General features: G+C 69.5%; 18 protein-coding genes and 2 pseudogenes. 12 read left to right on the top strand and 8 right to left on the bottom strand.

Annotated elements, in window-relative coordinates:
- Nucleotides 1–304 precede the first annotated feature (304 nt).
- A complete protein-coding gene (locus ACIG0D_RS28720) occupies nt 305–847 on the top strand; it encodes a regulator component (protein WP_399806391.1) in 543 nt (180 codons plus the stop codon).
- Nucleotides 834–1,988 (top strand): MAB_1171c family putative transporter, encoded by a 1,155-nt coding sequence (locus ACIG0D_RS28715; protein WP_399806389.1) that lies wholly within the window; start codon nt 834–836, stop codon nt 1,986–1,988. Before ACIG0D_RS28720 ends, ACIG0D_RS28715 begins: the two co-directional genes overlap by 14 nt.
- Nucleotides 1,989–2,006: 18 nt before the next feature.
- Here ACIG0D_RS28715 and ACIG0D_RS28710 read toward each other — a convergent pair whose 3' ends face one another.
- Both ACIG0D_RS28710 and ACIG0D_RS28705 read right to left on the bottom strand, forming a co-directional pair.
- Nucleotides 2,007–2,840, bottom strand: coding sequence for an SDR family NAD(P)-dependent oxidoreductase (locus tag ACIG0D_RS28710; protein WP_399806412.1), 834 nt, complete (start codon nt 2,838–2,840; stop codon nt 2,007–2,009).
- Nucleotides 2,841–2,999: 159 nt separating this feature from the next.
- Nucleotides 3,000–4,427 (bottom strand): non-reducing end alpha-L-arabinofuranosidase family hydrolase, encoded by a 1,428-nt coding sequence (locus ACIG0D_RS28705; protein WP_399806387.1) that lies wholly within the window; start codon nt 4,425–4,427, stop codon nt 3,000–3,002.
- A gap of 534 nt (nt 4,428–4,961) precedes the next feature.
- Here ACIG0D_RS28705 and ACIG0D_RS28700 point away from each other — a divergent pair.
- The 3 genes from ACIG0D_RS28700 to ACIG0D_RS28690 all read left to right on the top strand — a co-directional run bounded on the left by ACIG0D_RS28700 (nt 4,962) and on the right by ACIG0D_RS28690 (nt 8,673).
- Nucleotides 4,962–6,392 (top strand): endo-1,4-beta-xylanase, encoded by a 1,431-nt coding sequence (locus tag ACIG0D_RS28700; RefSeq protein WP_399806385.1) that lies wholly within the window; start codon nt 4,962–4,964, stop codon nt 6,390–6,392.
- Between the two features lie 100 nt (nt 6,393–6,492).
- Nucleotides 6,493–7,791: an RICIN domain-containing protein gene (locus ACIG0D_RS28695; protein ID WP_399806410.1), complete on the top strand. Its 1,299-nt coding sequence runs from the start codon at nt 6,493–6,495 to the stop codon at nt 7,789–7,791.
- Nucleotides 7,792–8,445: 654 nt separating this feature from the next.
- Nucleotides 8,446–8,673, top strand: coding sequence for a DUF5133 domain-containing protein (locus tag ACIG0D_RS28690; RefSeq protein ID WP_399806383.1), 228 nt, complete (start codon nt 8,446–8,448; stop codon nt 8,671–8,673).
- A 37-nt stretch (nt 8,674–8,710) separates the two neighbouring features.
- Here the strand turns inward: ACIG0D_RS28690 and ACIG0D_RS28685 are convergent.
- The 4 genes and pseudogenes from ACIG0D_RS28685 to ACIG0D_RS28670 form a co-directional block, all read right to left on the bottom strand.
- Nucleotides 8,711–8,836: pseudogene (locus ACIG0D_RS28685) on the bottom strand (IS5/IS1182 family transposase); the annotation flags it as partial.
- A gap of 316 nt (nt 8,837–9,152) precedes the next feature.
- A complete protein-coding gene (locus ACIG0D_RS28680; protein WP_399806381.1) occupies nt 9,153–10,190 on the bottom strand; it encodes an NAD(P)/FAD-dependent oxidoreductase in 1,038 nt (345 codons plus the stop codon).
- On the bottom strand, nt 10,187–10,702 hold the full coding sequence (locus ACIG0D_RS28675) for an isoprenylcysteine carboxyl methyltransferase family protein (RefSeq protein WP_399806379.1): 516 nt from the start codon (nt 10,700–10,702) through the stop codon (nt 10,187–10,189). The genes ACIG0D_RS28680 and ACIG0D_RS28675 overlap by 4 nt, the downstream gene beginning before the upstream one ends.
- Nucleotides 10,703–10,715: 13 nt before the next feature.
- Nucleotides 10,716–11,888, bottom strand: coding sequence for a type III polyketide synthase (locus ACIG0D_RS28670; RefSeq protein WP_399806377.1), 1,173 nt, complete (start codon nt 11,886–11,888; stop codon nt 10,716–10,718).
- Nucleotides 11,889–11,895: 7 nt separating this feature from the next.
- On the opposite strand from ACIG0D_RS28670, the gene ACIG0D_RS28665 reads away from it, so the two are divergent.
- The gene (locus ACIG0D_RS28665; RefSeq protein ID WP_399806408.1) at nt 11,896–12,792 is read left to right on the top strand and encodes a UbiA family prenyltransferase; all 897 of its coding nucleotides are present in this window, start codon (nt 11,896–11,898) and stop codon (nt 12,790–12,792) included.
- Between the two features lie 321 nt (nt 12,793–13,113).
- On the opposite strand, the gene ACIG0D_RS28660 is transcribed toward ACIG0D_RS28665, so the two are convergent.
- Nucleotides 13,114–14,160 (bottom strand): SPFH domain-containing protein, encoded by a 1,047-nt coding sequence (locus ACIG0D_RS28660; RefSeq protein ID WP_399806375.1) that lies wholly within the window; start codon nt 14,158–14,160, stop codon nt 13,114–13,116.
- Between the two features lie 3 nt (nt 14,161–14,163).
- Nucleotides 14,164–14,595, bottom strand: coding sequence for an NfeD family protein (locus tag ACIG0D_RS28655; RefSeq protein ID WP_399806373.1), 432 nt, complete (start codon nt 14,593–14,595; stop codon nt 14,164–14,166).
- Nucleotides 14,596–15,503: 908 nt separating this feature from the next.
- Between ACIG0D_RS28655 and ACIG0D_RS28650 the strand changes: the two genes are divergently transcribed.
- The 6 genes and pseudogenes from ACIG0D_RS28650 (at nt 15,504) to ACIG0D_RS28625 (ending at nt 17,726) form a co-directional block, all read left to right on the top strand.
- Entirely contained in the window at nt 15,504–15,674 is a 171-nt protein-coding gene (locus ACIG0D_RS28650) for a hypothetical protein (RefSeq protein WP_399806371.1), read from the top strand.
- Nucleotides 15,671–16,192, top strand: a pseudogene (locus tag ACIG0D_RS28645) (ribonuclease BN); the annotation flags it as partial. The gene ACIG0D_RS28650 and the pseudogene ACIG0D_RS28645, both read left to right, overlap by 4 nt.
- 148 nt (nt 16,193–16,340) lie before the next feature.
- On the top strand, nt 16,341–16,529 hold the full coding sequence (locus tag ACIG0D_RS28640; protein WP_399806369.1) for a YegP family protein: 189 nt from the start codon (nt 16,341–16,343) through the stop codon (nt 16,527–16,529).
- A 24-nt stretch (nt 16,530–16,553) separates the two neighbouring features.
- A complete protein-coding gene (locus ACIG0D_RS28635) occupies nt 16,554–16,991 on the top strand; it encodes a phage holin family protein (protein WP_399806367.1) in 438 nt (145 codons plus the stop codon).
- Nucleotides 16,988–17,455: a DUF3618 domain-containing protein gene (locus ACIG0D_RS28630; protein ID WP_399806365.1), complete on the top strand. Its 468-nt coding sequence runs from the start codon at nt 16,988–16,990 to the stop codon at nt 17,453–17,455. Before ACIG0D_RS28635 ends, ACIG0D_RS28630 begins: the two co-directional genes overlap by 4 nt.
- A 1-nt stretch (nt 17,456) precedes the next feature.
- Nucleotides 17,457–17,726 carry a DUF4235 domain-containing protein gene (locus ACIG0D_RS28625; protein WP_399806406.1) on the top strand — a complete coding sequence of 90 codons (270 nt, stop codon included), beginning with the start codon at nt 17,457–17,459 and terminating at the stop codon, nt 17,724–17,726.
- Nucleotides 17,727–17,736 lie beyond the last annotated feature (10 nt).

Here is a 17,736-nt window from a genome sequence, read left to right as displayed (position 1 = left end):
ACCTACAACCACCACCGCTGCCACACCGCACTCGACGGACACCCGCCAATCAGCCGCGTAAACAACGCTACGGGTCAATACACCTAGGGGGTGTCCAGCACCGCCCGGACGCGCTGCTCACCCTCCTGCGCCCTTTCCTGGCCGGCTGACCGTCCCGTACACCTCGGGCGTCCAGGAGAAGCTTTGAGCCAAAGGGGACCGCACGGGCCGGGCAAGTGTGTTCAAGGCGGCGCGCGGCAGCCTAAGTTGAGTGCCGGATCCTGCCCACGGGGCGCAGGAGCAACATCGCGCGGGAACGGGAGACTTGGCCACCTTGCGACGGCAGGTGAGGAGAAAAGACGAGTACGCGGAGTTACAGCGGAAATGCACGGCGATCCTGCGTGATCTCGGGATGGACCGGCCGATGTCCCTCGACGCGATCCGTGAGCGGGTGGAAGAGCTCCGGGGCCGCCCGCTCGTGGTGCGGGAACTGCCCGAGCAGGCGGCGATCGCGGGAGCCTGTGGTCTCTGGCTGGGCACCGACGACGCCGATTACGTGTTCTACGAAGCCCAGACGGCGCCCCTCCACCGCGAGCACATCATCCTGCACGAGATCGGCCACGTGCTGTGCGACCACCACCGGACCATCACGGCCGAGGGCGACGAGCTGACGGATCGGCTCCTCAGCGGCCAGGGGCTCCCTCTCGTCAAGCGGCTGATGGCACGGACCAGTTACACCACCGCCGAGGAACAGGAAGCCGAGATGATCGCCAGCCTGATCCAGAGCGCGGGGAGGACCGGCCCGGTGGCCGGCCCGCTCGGACGACTCGGCGCGTTCCTGGGAGTGACGGTCGATGTCGACGCATGAGCTGGCGACCCAGGTGGGCGTCTGCAGCGTCTTCGCCATGTGGTTCGCCCTCGTCTGCCGGGCCCGCCCCGCGCTGCGTCAGCCCCACCAACGGGGACTGTGGCTCACGGTCCTGGCTGCGGCCGTCGCCATCACGCTCTTTCAGCCAAAGATCGTCCGATCGCTCACGAACACCGGCGTGGACGTCCACACGATCGCCCTGACCCGCAACCTGATCGGCGTCCTCAGCGCCGGCCTGGTCCTGCTCTTCATGGTCGGCTCCACCCGTGCTCGTCGCCTGCGCCTCTCCGTGCTGGTGGGCCTGACGGCGACCATGGGGGCGCTGCTGATCCTGGACCGGCTCCAGATCGATCACCCGCGCGAGGGACCCGCGTCCCTCCAGGGGCCGGCCGACCCCGCGTCCGCCTACTGGTTGCTCCTCATCGTCGCCCACCTGGTCGGTGACGCGGTCGCCCTCGTGGTCTGCTGGCTCTACAGCCTGCGGACGGCGGACCGCGATCTTGTCTGGTCCCTGCGGCTGTTCGCGGTGGGAAGCGTCTTCGCGTTCGTCTTCTGGTGCGGCTATCTCTGGCACCTGTGCGGCGGAACCCCCGCCATGCTCCCTTACCTGTCCCTGATCATCGGCGTCCACGGCCTCATCCGGGCGGCATCACTGCTGGTCCCCACCACGACCGCCCTCGTCCGGTCGTGGACCGCTCTGCGGATCACCTGGCACCTGTGGCCGCTATGGCGCGATCTTGTCGCGGCGGTGCCCCACGTGGCACTCGCGACGCCACAGCGGACCAGGCTCCAGGAGGTCCTGCGACCGCGTTTCCCACTCGCACTACAGGCGCACCGGCAGACCATCGAGACGTACGACGCACTCCTGGACCTTCAGCAGTACGTCCAGCCCGGCGCCTACGAGGAAGCCCACCGGCACGCCCGGCAGGCAGGAGTGCGAGCCGATCATCTGACCGCAGCCGCCCTCGCCGGCGCGCTGGGCCAGGCCCGGCGCGCCAAAGTCGCGGGCACACCACCATCCATCCCCCGCCCCCTGCCCGGCGTGGTGCACGGCAGCCCCGAGACACTGCTCGGGATCGCCCGGATGTGGCCGTCCATGACGGACGCACTGCCCTGCCCCTCTCCCGCCCACCCACTCTGACCGCGGGGCGGACGACGCTCATCCAGAAGTGCCGGACACCTCGCCACGGCGTGGCGCGACATGGAAGTCGAACGCGAGCGTCCCGGGATCCAGGGCCGTCACCCCGCCGTCGACGGTGAGCACGGCGCCGTTCACATACGACGCCGCCGGGGACAACAGCCACCCCACAGCCTCCGCGACCTCACGCGGCTCACCCGGCCGCCCCGCCGGAAGGACCCTGGTCACCTCCTCGTACCCGGCCCGCACGCCATCCCCCTCCAGGCCGGCTTCCGCGGCGAAGCGAGCCATACGGCGGTCGGCCATCTCGCTTCTCACCCAGCTCGGACACACGATGTTGGCCCGCACCCCCTGACGCCCGTAATCGACGGCGACGGAACGGCAGAGCTGCAGCAAGGCCGCCTTGGACGTGGCGTACGGCACGTTGCTCGTGCCGTTGCGCAGCGCGGAGACCGAGGCGACGGCGACCACCGCCCCGCTCGCCTCCACCAGGTGCGGGATCGCCGCGCGCAGCAACAGCAGCGGCCCGGTGACGTTGGTACGCATCACCTCGTTCCAGTCCTCCAACGACAAGTCGCCCACGGTCCCCCCGCGCCCGATCCCCGCGTTGAGCACAACGCCGTCGACGCGTCCATACGCGTCCAGTGCTGCCCGGACCAGACCCTCGGCGGCCTCGGGGTCCCCCACATCGGACGGATACGCAAGCGCCCCGATCTCCCCCTCGAGCCGCTTCAACGGCTCCCTCCGACGACCGGACACCACCACGTGGTGCCCTCCTTCCCGGAGCAGCCGCGCGGTGGCCTCCCCGATGCCCGTACCTCCACCGGTCACGATCACAACTCGCTTGTCAGCCACAGCTTTTCCGGCTCCTTCCACACCACGGGACGCAACCGAGCCTAGAACCCAGTGATCCTTTACTGACGGCTTTGAGCCAACGGCCCGGCACCCGAGAGGAGAGGAACCCCGGCCGCCGCACGGCCGGGGTTCCTCGGGGCGGTGAGTGAGATCGGAAGGTCAGCGCCGCAGGGTGAGCACACCGGGCCGCCACGGCAGCCGGTTGTAGTCGCCGCCCGCGGTGGGGGACTTGCCCTGGTAGAGGAACTGCAGGTTGCAGGGGTCGATGGTCATGGTCTGGTCGGGGTTGTCGCGGACCAGATCGCCGTGGCTGATGTCATTGGTCCAGGTGGCGCCGCTGTTGGCCTTGCCCGCGAAGGGGTTGCTCTCGGTGGCGGCCTGCGGGGTCCACGAGCCGTTGAGGCTGGAGGCCGTGAAGGAGCGGAAGTAGCGCCCGTTCGCACCCATGGCCTCGACGATCATGAGGTACTGGTTCTGGCCCTTGACCTTGTAGACCTGTACGCCCTCGAAGAGGTTGGCCTTCGTGTCGCTCATGATCGTCGTGTACGAGGACCCGAAGTTGCCCGGGAAGTTCCCGATCGGCATGCTCGCCCGGTAGATCTTGCCGTTGTCACCGGCGAAGAACAGGTACATGTTCTGGCCGTCGGCGATCAGGGTCTGGTCGATCGGGCCGGTGTCGGAGCCGGAGATGCTCCCGGTGAACAGCGGCTGCGGCGCGGACCAGCCGTTGGGGTTGGTCGGGTCGCTCGACGTGCGGTAGATGAAGGGCCACTGACCCCACTGGTAGGCCAGCACCCAGATGTTCTTCGGCGCGAAGTAGAACAGCGTGGGCGCCACCGCGGCCTGGTTCATCCCGGTCTGGCGGGCCGACGCCATGTCCGACCAGTTCGTGAAGGGGCTGAACATCATCGAGCCGTACGACGAACCCGAGAAGTTGGACCCGTAGACCAGGTACTTGCCGTTGTGCTTCACGGCGGTGAAGTCCTTCACCGAGTCCCACCCGTTCGCCGGCTGCGCCAGTACGCCCGTCGACGACCACCGGTACGTCGACGGCAGCGGGCACGTGCCGTCCGGCGGGGTCGGAGTCCCGGACAGGCCGGCCCACTTCTGGTTGCTGCCGCCGTTGCACGTCCAGAGCTGCACCGCTGTGCCGTTGGCCGTACCGGCGCCCGCGGCCTCCAGGCACAGCCCGGACTGAACGCCGACGACCGTGCCGTCGGCGTTGACCCGCCACTGCTGGTTCGCACCGCCGGAACAGGTCCAGATCTGCACCCGGGTGCCGGCCGTGGTGGCGTGGCCGGGAACATCCAGGCACTTGTCGCCGTACACGGTGAGCTGGTTGCTGTCCGTCAGCGTCCACTGCTGGTTGGTTCCGCCCCAGCAGTCGTAGAGCTGGAGATACGTGCCGTTGGTCTGGGCGGCGCCCTGCACATCGAGACACCGGCCGGATCCGACACCGCGCAGGGTGCCGCTGGAAGCCGCCTGAGCCGGGGCGGCGACGAGCATCGCCGCCAGCGCGGCCAGGGCCGCAACCACGGCGGCGAGCACCGCAGAGGGATGCCTGCGGCTGAAACTTCCTCTGTACATGGGGCTTTCCTCAACCTTGAGTAGGGGGTCCCGGTTGGCCTCGTCAGAGGCTGTCCGGATTGATGCGTCCATGACATTCATCGGGTTCGAGATGTCGAACGCATGTCGAAGTGTCGAGCAACCTGAATGATAGGGAGCCGACGAACGGCGTCAATACCTCTCGCACGCTCGCCACAAAGGCCGCAACGTTCGAAGGGAGCTTCGACCCCAACCTCGCCCCCGACACCCGATCTCTGCCCTACGACATTCGCCGACTACGACCCCACGCTGACGCCACCCGCCTCACCCGGGATTCCGAAACATTCGGTCGAGGAACTGAAACTTTTTCTGCGAGGAGTGTTGACGAGCCGTCGTCAACACCTCAATCATCCCTGTCTGAGCACCGGCCACAGTTCGATATTTCGATAAGCGCCCGCGCCCCCGTTTCGTTCGGGTGACGGTCCCCCGGCTGATGCCCCGATGCCGAATGGGAGCGGACGACTCGATCTCCCTGCGTTTCAGTCCTTCCGTGATCTCTACCTTGGAGGCACAGTCATGGGCTCGTACGCCCTTCCCAGACCCGCTGTCCGCCGGAGGCTGCTCGGCCTGCTGCTGGCGCTGCTCGTCGGCGTCCTCGGGGCGGCCGCCGCACTGGTCGCGCCGCCGACCGCACACGCCGCCGAGAACACGCTCGGCGCCGCCGCGGCGCAGAGCGGACGCTACTTCGGCACCGCCATCGCCTCGGGCAGGCTGGGCGACTCGGTGTACACGTCGATCGCGAACCGTGAGTTCAACTCCGTGACGGCGGAGAACGAGATGAAGATCGACGCCACCGAACCGCAGCGGGGCCAGTTCAACTTCACCGCCGCCGACCGCGTCTACAACTGGGCGGTGCAGAACGGCAAGCAGGTGCGCGGTCACACCCTGGCCTGGCACTCCCAGCAGCCCGGCTGGATGCAGAGCCTCAGCGGCAGCGCGCTGCGCCAGGCGATGATCGACCACATCAAGGGCGTGATGGCCCATTACAAGGGCAAGATCGCCCAGTGGGACGTCGTGAACGAGGCTTTCGCCGACGGCAGTTCGGGAGCCCGGCGCGACTCCAACCTCCAGCGCACCGGCAACGACTGGATCGAGGTCGCCTTCCGCACCGCGCGCGCCGCGGACCCGGCCGCCAAGCTCTGCTACAACGACTACAACGTCGAGAACTGGACCTGGGCCAAGACCCAGGCCATGTACGCCATGGTCCGGGACTTCAAGCAGCGCGGCGTGCCGATCGACTGCGTCGGCTTCCAGGCGCACTTCAACAGCGGCAGCCCCTACAACAGCAACTTCCGCACCACGCTGCAGAACTTCGCCGCTCTCGGCGTCGACGTGGCCATCACCGAGCTGGACATCCAGGGCGCCCCGGCCTCGACCTACGCCGCCGTGACCAACGACTGCCTGGCCGTCGCGCGCTGCCTCGGCATCACCGTCTGGGGCGTGCGCGACAGCGACTCCTGGCGAGCGAGCGACACGCCGCTGCTCTTCAACGGCGACGGCAGCAAGAAGCCCGCCTACACCGCCGTCCTCAACGCGCTCAACGGCGGCTCCACCACGCCCCCCGCGGGCTCGGGACAGATCAAGGGCGTCGGCTCGGGCCGCTGCCTGGACGTGCCCAACGCCAGTACCACGGACGGCACCCAGCTGCAGCTGTGGGACTGCCACAGCGGCACCAACCAGCAGTGGACGTACACCGACGCCGGCGAGCTCAGGGTCTACGGCAACAAGTGCCTGGACGCCGCCGGCACCGGCAACGGCTCCAAGGTCCAGATCTATAGCTGCTGGGGCGGCGACAACCAGAAATGGCGCCTCAACTCCGACGGATCCATCGTCGGCGTCCAGTCCGGCCTCTGCCTCGACGCCGTCGCGGGCGGCACCGCCAACGGCACCCTGATCCAGCTCTACTCCTGCTCGAACGGCAGCAACCAACGCTGGACCCGCACGTGACGGAACCTGCCGCAAACGAAAGGGCGGATCGATGACGGCCTACGGTGCGGCTTCTGCCGCCCCTCCAGGAAGACATCGCTGGTGGTCGCGGCTCGCCGCCGTGGTGGCGGCGACCCTCGCGATCGGCATGCTCACCGCGGTGAATCCGGCGCCCGCCGAGGCGGCGACGGTGGACACCGATGCCTGGTACGTCCTGGTCAATCGCAACAGCGGCAAGGCGCTGGACGTCTCCGGCGCGTCCACCGCCGACGGCGCGCGGGTCAGCCAGTGGACGCGCAACGACGGCGCCCACCAGCAGTGGCAGTTCGTGGACTCCGGCGACGGCTTCTACCGCCTCAAGGCCCGGCATTCGGGCAAGGTTCTCGACGTGGCCGGCGCCTCGACCGCGGACGGTGCCGCGATCCAGCAGTGGGCCGACCACAACGGGGCCAACCAGCAGTTCCGCCTGGCCGACTCCGACGCGGGCCACGTCCGGCTGATCAACCGCACCAGCGGCAAGGCGGTGGAGGTGCAGGGCGCCTCCACCGCCGACGGCGGCAGCGTCGTCCAGTACACCGACTGGGGCGGCGCCAACCAGCAATGGCAGCTGGTGAAGCTGACGTCCGGTGGCGGCGGATGCGGCAGCGCCCCGACTCTGACGAGCGGTACGCACACGATCCAGAGCGGCGGCAAGACCCGCAGCTTCATCCTCCGGGTTCCCGCCGGCTACGACAGCAACCACCGCTACCGGCTGATCTTCGCGTTCCACTGGCGGGGCGGAACCGCCACCGACGTCGCCTCGGGCGGAACGAGCGGGAGCGCCTGGTCCTACTACGGCCAGCAGGAACAGTCGAACAACACCGCGATCCTCGTCGCCCCCCAGGGCCTCGGCAACGGCTGGGCCAATTCCGGTGGTGAGGACATCACCTTCGTCGACGACATGATCCGGCGTATCGAGGCCGGCCTCTGCGTCGACCCGGCACAGCGTTTCGCCACGGGCTTCAGCTGGGGCGGCGGCATGAGCTACGCACTCGCATGCAGCCGGGCGAACGTCTTCCGGGCCGTCGCGGTCATCTCCGGCGCGCAGATCAGCGGGTGCAGCGGCGGCACCCAGCCCATCGCCTACTTCGGAATCCACGGCATCAGCGACAACGTCCTCGGCATCGCTCAAGGGCGGTCCCTGCGCGACAGATTCGTCGGCAACAACGGCTGCACCCCCCAAAGCCCGCGCGAGCCCGCGCCGGGCAGCCGAACGCACATCACCACCGCCTACTCGGGCTGCCGTGCCGGATACCCGGTCCAATGGGCCGCGTTCGACGGAGGCCACATACCCGGTCCGGTCGACGGCTCCCCCGCCGAAAGCGGCGTCGCCACCTGGACCAAAGCCGAGATCTGGAGGTTCTTCGCACAGTTCCAGTGACAGGCCCGCACCGTGGAGTGGAGCCAGGACTCCTGGCTCCACTCCGTCGACGTTGTGGTCTCACAGACTGCTCAGAATCTGTGGGGCCAGGATCTTGATCACGGTGTTGGTCCAGCGTATCTGACCCGTACGTCTTCCGCCCCGAGCGGTTCCTCGAGCACGCGGTCGAGCGGGACGAACTGATCCCCCAGGGCGGTGGTGAGCCGCGCACCGGTCACCGCTGCCCTGGCGAGGGCCTCACCATCGGGCTGCTCGAAGCCCTCGCCCATCGTCTTGCCTGCCTCGAGTACACCGTCCCCGACCAGGCCTTGAGGATCTGCCTGCGGCGCATCCCGGCGCGGGTGCGCAGCGGCTTCGCCGTACGGGACGTGCGCGTGCCGAGCGACCGCGCGCTGACGGCCGTGTGAGGCCCGCGCCGACGGCACGGCGGGCAAGCGTCCTCGGCACGCGGGCAGGCCGCCCGACGTCCGCATCGGCGCCGACGCCGACGTGCGGGAGGCCCGGCGCACGACGACCTTGCACGCTCCCGGATGCCCAGCGCTCCCGCCGCCCAAGTTCCGCGACGCCCCGCGATCATGGGGAATCGTGGCCGCAACTCGGGGCATACGCATGCGCGTACGACCCTTGTGAGTGGCTGCGAAAGGGAGAACCCCCATGCTCATGGCACACCCGGCCGTGCTGCGGAACCTGGTCGAGCAGTACGAGACGCTGCGCGCCCTGCACGCCGAGAACGGCAGCCTGGAAGCGCGTCAGCGCCTGGACGACGTCACCTACACCCTGTGCGTGTCCACCGGCACCCGCGACATCGACTCCGCGCTCACCGCCGCGCGCCGGCGGCTGAACGGGGTCCGTCCGGCGGACGACTCGCTCGTCACCGCCTGACCTTCCGCCGAAGGAAACGTCCGGGCGGCTCCGGCACCCTGGGGCCTGGCAGGTCACACGCCCTTCGCGGCCGGCTACCGTCGGCGATCAGCGTGGGGGTTACGCCGATGGCGGCCTTGGCACCGGTGTCCTCCCAGGCCCGGCAGTCGTTGCGGTTGCCGGCAGCGGCGCTTCGGCGTGAGCGCCGGAGAGGAGGCGCCCGCACCGGGGTGCGACGACCGGGAGGCCGAGGCGCACAGCATCTGGTGGACTGTGCGGACCGCGGCGGAGACCACCGGCTCTACCCGGACCCCGGCAGCCGGGCGGAACAGAGGGCGATCGATGACGACGATCGGTGTGGAAGAGAAGCATCTGCTGGTCGACGCGGTCACCGGCCTGCCAGAGCCTCAGGTGGCCGGTTCGGCCTTCTTCCTGGCACACGGGGTGGGGACGGACGAGCAGTGGCGGCGCCATTCGGTCCTTCCGGCAGCGGCAGGGGCTCATGCCAGTGCGTTCACCGCTGCTGCGAAAAGGCGTGGCAGGCGTGCGGCGGTGGGCATGATGCGTGAGGCGAGCACGGGCTGCTGGCGGGCCCTCACCAGCAGGTCCGTCAGGAGGCGGTGGTGACGGGTCGCGCGGCTCCAGTCGGTTTCGTAGCGGCTGGGTGTGCCGCGGCACACGTTGGCGACCACGGCTTCGGCGCCGCTGAGGGCGAGGGAGACGCCCTCGCCGGTCAGCGCGTCGACGTATCCAGCGGCGTCGCCCACGAGCAGTACCCGGCCGTGAACGCGGGTTCGGGCTCTCTGGCGCAGCGGTCCCGCGCCTCGCACCGCGGTGACGGCCGCTTCCGGGGGGAGGCGGGCCGCCAGTTCGGGGAAGCCGTCCAGTTGGGTGCTGAAGGGGGCTCGCCGGGCCGTCAGCAGAGCGACGCCGACAAGTGAGGGGCCGAGCGGGGTGACGTACGCCTCCGCGTGCGCCCCCCAGTGCACCTCGACGTAGGACGACCAGGGGGGCACCGCGTAGTGCCGGCGCAGCCCGTATCGGGGTGCCCCCGCCGCCCGGGTCCTGACCTCCAGGCCGAGAGAACGGCGCACGGGTGAATGCAGGCCGTCCGCAGCGACCAGCCACCGGGCGCGCAGCCCCGTGCCGGGGACGCTCACGCCCGCGGTGTCCTGCCGTACTTCCTCCACCCGCAGGGGCAGTACCGGCACCCCGGCGTCCAGGACAGCCCGGTGCAGGGCGCTGTGCAGGTCGGTGCGGCGCGCGCCGAGGCCGGGGCCGCACCGGAACGCGGCCTGGACCTGGCGGGGACCCTGGATGTAGCGGATGCCGGTGATGGCGTGGCCGGGGACCTCCAGGCCGAGCGCGGCGAGGGCGCGGACGGCGCCGGGCATCAGGCCCTCGCCGCACGCCTTGTCGACCGGCGCCCGGCGTGGCTCGGCGATGACGGTGTCGAGACCGGCGCGCGCGGCATGCAGGGCGGTGGCGAGGCCGGCGGGTCCGCCTCCGACGATCAGCAGGTCGTGGCTGCCGCTCACGCGGCCACCGCTCGGTTGAGGGCCGCGTTCTCGCAGCGGACACGGACCGCGAGCAGCACCGCGTTGGCGACGCTGAACACCGTCGCGGTCAGCCAGGCCGAGTGCACCAGGGGCAGGGCGGCGACCTCCACGACGACCGCGACGTAGTTGGGGTGGCGCAGGAAACGGTAGGGTCCGGCGCGGACCATGCGCGCTCCGGGAACGACGATGACCCGTGTGTTCCAGTAGGGCCCGAGTGTGGTGATGCACCACCAGCGCAGCGCCTGGGCCAGTACGGCGAGCGCCAGCATGGGCCACCCCAGAGCGGGCAGGAACGGCCGATCGGCGAGCACGGGTTCGACCAGGCAGCACGCGAGCAGGCCCGTGTGCAGGACGACCATGACCGGGTAGTGGCCACGGCCGTGCTCCACACCGGCGCGGGCGAGGGTCCAGGCCGCGTTGCGCCGGGCGACGGTGAGTTCGGCGACGCGTTCGGCGGCGACGGCGAGGACGAGAAGCGTGTACCAGGGCACGAGGACCACTCACTTACCAGCGCAGCAGAACGAGTTCGGAACAGAATCCCGGGCCCATCGCCATGAGCATCCCCCACGTACCGGGCTCGGGCCGACGGGACTCCCGGATGCTCTGCAGGATGTGCAGGACGGAGACCGAGGACATGTTCCCCACCGCAGCGAGGGAGCGCCGCGCGGAGTCCAGGGCATCGTCGGGCAGGCCAAGGGTGTCGGTCACGGCGGAGAGGACCCTGGGGCCTCCCGGATGGCACACCCAGGTCCCGATGTCGTCGGTGGTGAGGCCGTGTTCCGCCAGGAAGGCACGCAGGTGCCGACCGAAGTGGTCCCGCACGATGCCGGGAACACCGGCATCGATCACGACACGGAATCCGCCGGCGCCGATGTCCCACCCCAGGAGCCGTTCGGTGTCGGGATACAGACGGCTGCGCGTGGCCACCACCGAGGGCCCGGCCGAGTCCGGCCCGGCGCAACCGCCGTCACCGCCATCGCCGCTTCCGCGGGCGACGAGCGCTGCCGCACCGTCACCGAACAGGGCTCCGGCGACGAGGTTGGCGCGGGAGTCGTCGCGGCGCTGGAGCGTCAGCGAGCACAGTTCGACGGTGAGCAGCAGAGCGGTGTCGTGGGGGTGCCCTCGCAGGTAGTCGTGCACCCGGGCGAGGCCCGCGGCGCCCGCCACGCAGCCCAGGCCGAACACCGGAAGTCTCTTGATGTCGGACCGCAGCCCCATTCGCCCGGCCAGCCGGGCGTCGAGCGACGGGGCGGCGACGCCGGTGATGGAGGCGCACACCAGCAGGTCCACATCGGCCGGTCCGAGTCCCGCCTTGTTCAACGCGCCGGTGAGGGCTTCCTCGCCCAGTTCCAGGCCCGCGGCCATCCACGCGTCATTGCTCTGTCCGAAGTCGCCGAGACCGGCGTACCGCTCGATGGGCAGGGCGAGGTGACGCGTGCGCACACCGGCGGAGGCGTGCAGGCGGCGCAGCACGGCGCGGTCCGCCCCGGGGGGCAGGCACAGGTCGCCGATCGGCTCGGTGAGGTCTTCCTGGGAGTAACGGTGCGGCGGCAGCACGGTGTGGACAGCGGCGATCGTGGTCGCCGCGGCGGGCACGGCTCTGCGGCGCGGCGCGGTGGGCGGGGACGGCGATGGGGACAGGGACGAGGAACGGTCGGCGATCAGGGGGACACGCATGTCGGTAATGCCTTCCTCGCGCTGGACACCCGATTACCGTGCACACGTGTCTCTCCACCCGTCTGGGGTTGTCTCGCGCACGACACACCGTGTCCCGGTGTTGCTGCGCTCCTGCCACCTGGAGCCGGCGCTCGCCGTGACGGTATTCGTGACCGCCCTGGCCGTGGCGGCGGGCCGCGGGGTGGCGGGATCGGCGGCGGTGGCCGCGGCCGTGCTGACCGGTCAGCTCTCAGTGGGCTGGTGCAACGACGCGGCCGACGCACAGCGCGACACGGCCTGCGGGCGCCGCGACAAGCCGGTGGCCACCGGGGAACTCCCGCCCCGGGCAGCGGCCGTCGCTGCCGGAACGGCGCTGGCGCTGTGCGTGCCGCTGTCACTGCTGAGCGGCGCCGCCGCGGGAGCGGCACACCTGGCGGGCGTAGCGGCCGGCTGGGCCTACAATCTGCGGCTCAAACACACGGTGGTCTCGCCACTGCCCTATGCGACGGCCTTCGGCGCGCTGCCGGCCTTCGTCACTCTCGGTCTGCCGTCGCCGTCCTGGCCCGCCTGGTGGGCGGTGACAGCGGGGGCGCTGCTGGGCGTGGGAGCGCACCTGGCGAACGTCCTTCCGGACATCGAGAACGATCTCGCGACCGGTGTGCGGGGGCTGCCGCAGCGGCTGGGCCCTACGGCCTGCCGGTGGCTGGCCCCGCTCGTGATGCTGGCGGCCATGGCCGTGGTCGTCGTAGGGCCGCCCCGTGGGGTGAAGATCTCGGACTGGGTACTGGCGGCGGCCGGGATCATCGCGGTCGCGGGTGCGGCTGTGCCGTCGAGGGCCCGGACCAGGTGGCCCTTTCGGGCCGCGATCGTGGTGGCCGGCATGGCCGTGGCACAGCTCCTGCTACGCGGCTCGGACATGTCCTGATCCTGGGCTTGCCCCTGGGCGGCACGGCGCCGTCCGGGCGAACGGGAGGTTCCTCGAGCGGGTCCTGCGCTCCGGCCGGCCACAGGCCGATCCCCGAGCCCCCGCCAGGCGGCGATACGCCGTATCTGCTGGTTGACCCGGTCACGGGCCTGCCTGCCTGTGGCAGACGAGGTGGGCGTCGCGGCGGGCCTGGGGCGCCTCGTGGCCGACCAGGAGGTGTGGTGCGAGCTGCTGCAGGCGCAGGTTGAGGTGGCACACCCGGGTTGTGCGGGACTCTGAGGAGACGTCGGCCTGGGTGGCTTCAAGGATGCTCGGTGGTTGTCATCCGCCGTCAGCGTGGGGGTGAGCCGGGAGGGCGCCGGAGGTGACGCCATCGGCCTTGGCCGCGTCGGCGAGGGCCTGGGCAGCGGCTTCTGCGGCCTGCGCTGTGTCGTTGGCGGCCCGGGCAGCGCTGTCGTCCGAAAGTTTCTCGCGGGTGGCCGACGACTGGGGAAGCACCTCGCTGAAGGCTCGGGACACACCCTGGAGCGCGGAGGTCATCTCGCTGGGGATCACCCAGAAGGTGCTGCCCGAGCCTTGCGCGAGTTGGGGCAGCATCTGGAGGTACTGGTAGGCGAGCAACTTGGGGTCCGGGTCGTTGCGATGTACGGCCTGGAACACCTCGTCGATGGCCCGGGACTGGCCCTCGGCCTGAAGGATCGCAGCTGTACGGTTACCCTCCGCGCGAAGGACCGCAGCCTGCTTGTCGCCCTCGGCGGTGAGAATCTGCGACTGGCGTTGTCCTTCGGCCCCGAGGATCGCGGCCCGCTTGTCCCGCTCGGCTCGCATCTGCTTCTGCATCGCGTCCTTGATGGACTGAGGGGGGTCGATGGCCTTGATCTCCACTCGGTTGACTCTCAGCCCCCACTTGCCGGTTGCCTCGTCCAGCACGCCACGGAGCTGGCTGTTGATGGTGTCGCGCGAGGTGAGAGTCTTTTCCAGATCCATGGATCCCACGACGTTGCGCAAGGTGGTGACGGTGAGCTGCTCGACTGCCTGCAGGAAATTCGCGATCTCATAGAAAGCCGCTCGTGGGTCGGTGACCTGGAAGTACAGAACGGTGTCGATCTCGACGACCAGGTTGTCCTCGGTGATGACCGGTTGCGGTTTGAAGGAGACGACCTGTTCCCTCAGGTCGATCATGGGATGGACGCGGTCGATGTAGGGGATGACGAGATTGAGGCCGGGTTTCAGTGTGCGGTGGTAGCGGCCGAGTCGTTCGACATTGCGAGCGCGCGCCTGGGGCACGATGCGTACCGCCCGCACGACGGTGAAAACCGCGATGAGCGCGACGATCAGGCCGGCGATGAGGAACGCCGAGGCTTCCATGGTTCATTCCCTGGGGTAGACGAGCGCGGTGGTGCCGCTGATCTCTATGACATCGACGGTCGTTCCTGGGGGAATCACCAGCGTCTCGTCGTAGGCGCGGGCCGTCCATTCCTCCCCGTCGATGCGGACTCTGCCGCCCAGGCCCGTCACCTCCGAGACTACGTAGGCAGCCCTGCCGACGAGTGCATCTATGCCGAATCGCGCTGCCTGGGGCTGGAGCACGTGGCGCAGCGCAATGGGGCGCACGAACAGCAAGCTGACTGTGGCGACGATGGTGAACACCAGGAATTGGAAGGGCAACGGCAGCCCGATCGCGGCGAATCCCGCAGTGACCAACGCGGATGCACCCAGCAGCCCGAGCGCAGTAGTGAGGGTGAAGATTTCCACCACAGCCAATACAGCCCCGGTGATCAACCAGATCAGCCATACATCCATCGCGCGCCTCTTCCGACCGGTGCCGCCGACGATCACCCATTGGCCACCGATACACCCCAGGCAACTACTTCGCTCGCAATTTTACCCGGACCGAGAACAATTCTTCCTTTCGCTCAGAAGAGGGGCGATTTAACAGACCGGGCGACCGCCCGGAGCTGTACGGCAGGCCGGGAGAGGTGAGCAAGCCGCGAGTGCGTACTGGAAACCGGGGTTTCAACCAATCCTGCGGGCCCGTTGAGGCCATCACAGAGTGATGCTTCGTTACAGGACGGATGACGGATGTGCGGCGGTATTGGCTGCGGCAGGGCCGCCGTATACGAGCAGTCCGCCGTCACGAGCGGCTGCAGGAACTCGCCGCGCACTTGCCGGACCACACCGTCACCGCCGAGCGGACCCACGCCATGGCAGCGTTCCCTCCGTCGTCGAAGCCGGCCGAGGTGTTGCCGTTCGAAGGGGCGTGGGCACTACTCGCGGGCGCGCCGCGGCCGTGGTCGTCGACCGCGCAACGGGGGTGCGGGGATGCCTCTGGGCAGCGCCCTGCGCCGAGAGCGACTGCAGATTGCTGTTCAGCTCCCGCAGGACGTCCTGAAGGGAAACCGGCCCATAACCGGATCGCGCAGTGGGCTCGCCGCTGTCACCACGTGGTTCTACGTCATCCATGCCGGGACGGTACGAGAGCATGGGTGCAGTTGCTGTGGCACACGCGCAGGGACCCGTTGCCACGTGGACAGCTGCGGTCCTGGCGGCGGCATCGCACCACCAGCCGACTGGCGTCAGCACATCACCGGCCAGGCCGACCGGGACGCTGCTGCTTCCGTGCAAGGTGTGAAATCAGCAGGGTGCGGCGCTTCATTCGGTGTGCGAATCTGACAAAAAGGACTGAACGGGTGGTGTGAGGAGGAGCGGTCATGGACGCCGAGAGGATGAGGCAACGGGCCAGGGAGATGGTGGGCAAACTGCGGCAGAAGCACCCGGCTGAGCAGAGCAGCAAGGGACGGCACAAGGCCGGCACTCATCGCGGCGGGCTTCTGGAGAGCCAGATGAAGAAGCTGCAGGAGCGTCGACACCGGGGCCGGTGACCCGGCGGGCAGTAGCGGGGCGGAGGCTGGGTTGGGTGCCTGGACGCGGAGGTGGAGGAGCGGGCTCCGGAGGCGCCGACCGAGCTTGGGAAGCGATCCTTGGGGCGGTGCTGAAGGGAACGCTGAAGGAGTTCAAGGACGACGAGCTCGCAGACCGGGTGCTGCCCCGACCAAGGGTCGCCGTGAAGCAGCTGCGGGGCTACGGCGGGGTGGGTTTCGTCATGGCGATCGTGGGTCTGGCGCCGACCGTGTGGTCGGCGTCGGGCTAGGTCGCCGCCTTCCTCCGTACTCACCGGTGGGCTGCCGGTGGGCCGGCACGTCAGGCGGGCGCCGTGCTGGGCCTGGGGGACGCGGCGCTGGCGGCGTGGTCGATCGCGAAATGGCCGGTCCTGGTGGTCCTGGTTGTCACGGTCATGGTCGCGGTCCTGCTTCTGGGCGACGCCCAACGTGACGGGGCGCGGCTTCAGGTGGGTCACGCCGGGCAGTCTTCTTCCTTGCTGGTGTGGATGGTGCCGTCTCACCTGAGGCAGCGCTCCCACCGACCGGGCGTCGGGCTCGCCCGTGAACGCCCGCCGGTATTCGCCGTGCGTGGCGGGATTGGCCGCCTGATCACAGGACACCCGAGAAGTTGACGTGTTCCGGCCCAGAGGTAAGGAGGAGGAGACGATGGCTGCGCGCTATGAGGTCCGGCACACCCCGGGTAAGGGGTATCACTTCGTTCTGATTGCCACGAACGGGCAGGTGATCGCCACCAGCGAGCACTACGAAACCCACCGGGCCTGCCTGGGCGGCATCGACTCGGTCAAGCGCAACGCCGACGCCCCCATCCAGGACGACACCACTCGGGACCACTGAACGGGCACACAGGAGTCGACGAGCATGGCGCATACCGACCCGTACGGCGCTGGACACCCGTCCCCCGAGCCCGCAGCGGGCCATGAACCCGTCGGTGAGCTGGTACAGCGTGCTTCGCAGCAGCTGACCGAGCTGGTGCGCGGGGAGATGCGGCTGGCACAGGCCGAGATGAAGGAAAAGGGCAAGCGGTACGGCAAAGGCGGCGGGCTGTTCGGCGGCGCGGGCGTTTTCGGCATGCTGACCTTGCAGGCCCTGGTGGCCACCGTGATCGCCGCCATCGCCGTGGCGCTGCCGCTGTGGGCTGCGGCCCTGATCATCACCGTCGTACTCGGCTCGATCACTGCGGTGATGGCCCTGGTGGGCAAGAAGCAGATCGCCGAGGCAAGCCCACCCGTTCCCGAGCATGCCATGGACAACGTCAAGGCCGACGTGGCACAGATCAAGGAGAGCGCACACCGATGACCCAGCCCTCGCACGACGAACAGGCCGCTTCAAGCCCCGAAGACCTGCGCGAGCAGGTCGAACACACCCGTCAGGAGCTGGGCCAGACCGTCCAGGAGCTGGCCGCCAAGACGGACGTCAAGGCCCGCGCTCAGGAGACAGCGGTCGCCGTCAAGGAACAGGCGGGGCAGAAGGCCGCCGAGCTGAGCGGGCAGATCAAGGCCAAGGCGGCCGACGCCGCTCACCTGGTACAGGACAAGCTGCCCGACCCGGTCAAGGAGAAGGCAGCCCAGGCAGCCGAGCAGGTGAAGGCCAAGGCCGGCCAGGCCGGCCAGGTCCTGCAGGACAAGACGCCCGAACCGCTGCGGGAGAGGGCAGGGCAGATCGCGCCGCTCGTCCGCGAGAACCGGACCGCCCTGTTCACGGCCGCAGGCGCACTCCTCGCGGCACTGCTGTTGCTGCGCCGCCGCCGGGGAAAGGGGTGACCTGGCGAAGGCTGCGAAGATCGCCTACGAGCCGGTCGGTCTCGCCCTCGGTGTCCTCAGCGGCGTGATCGCCGGCGCCGCATTCAAACAGGCGTGGAAAATGCTGGGTCACGACGAGGACGCCCCCGACGCCACCGACGAGGACCGCACCTGGCAGGAGGCCCTGCTCGCGGCCATCCTCCAGGGGGCGGTCTTCCCCGGGGCCAAGGCCGCCGGCGACCGCGCCGGCGCCACCGTGACACGTCGTTTCACCGGCACCTGGCCTGGCTGACGCGCTGTCG

The organism is Streptomyces sp. NPDC052773, assembly GCF_044547145.1.
Classification (GTDB): domain Bacteria; phylum Actinomycetota; class Actinomycetes; order Streptomycetales; family Streptomycetaceae; genus Streptomyces.
This window is presented reverse-complemented; position numbering and strand designations above follow the sequence as displayed.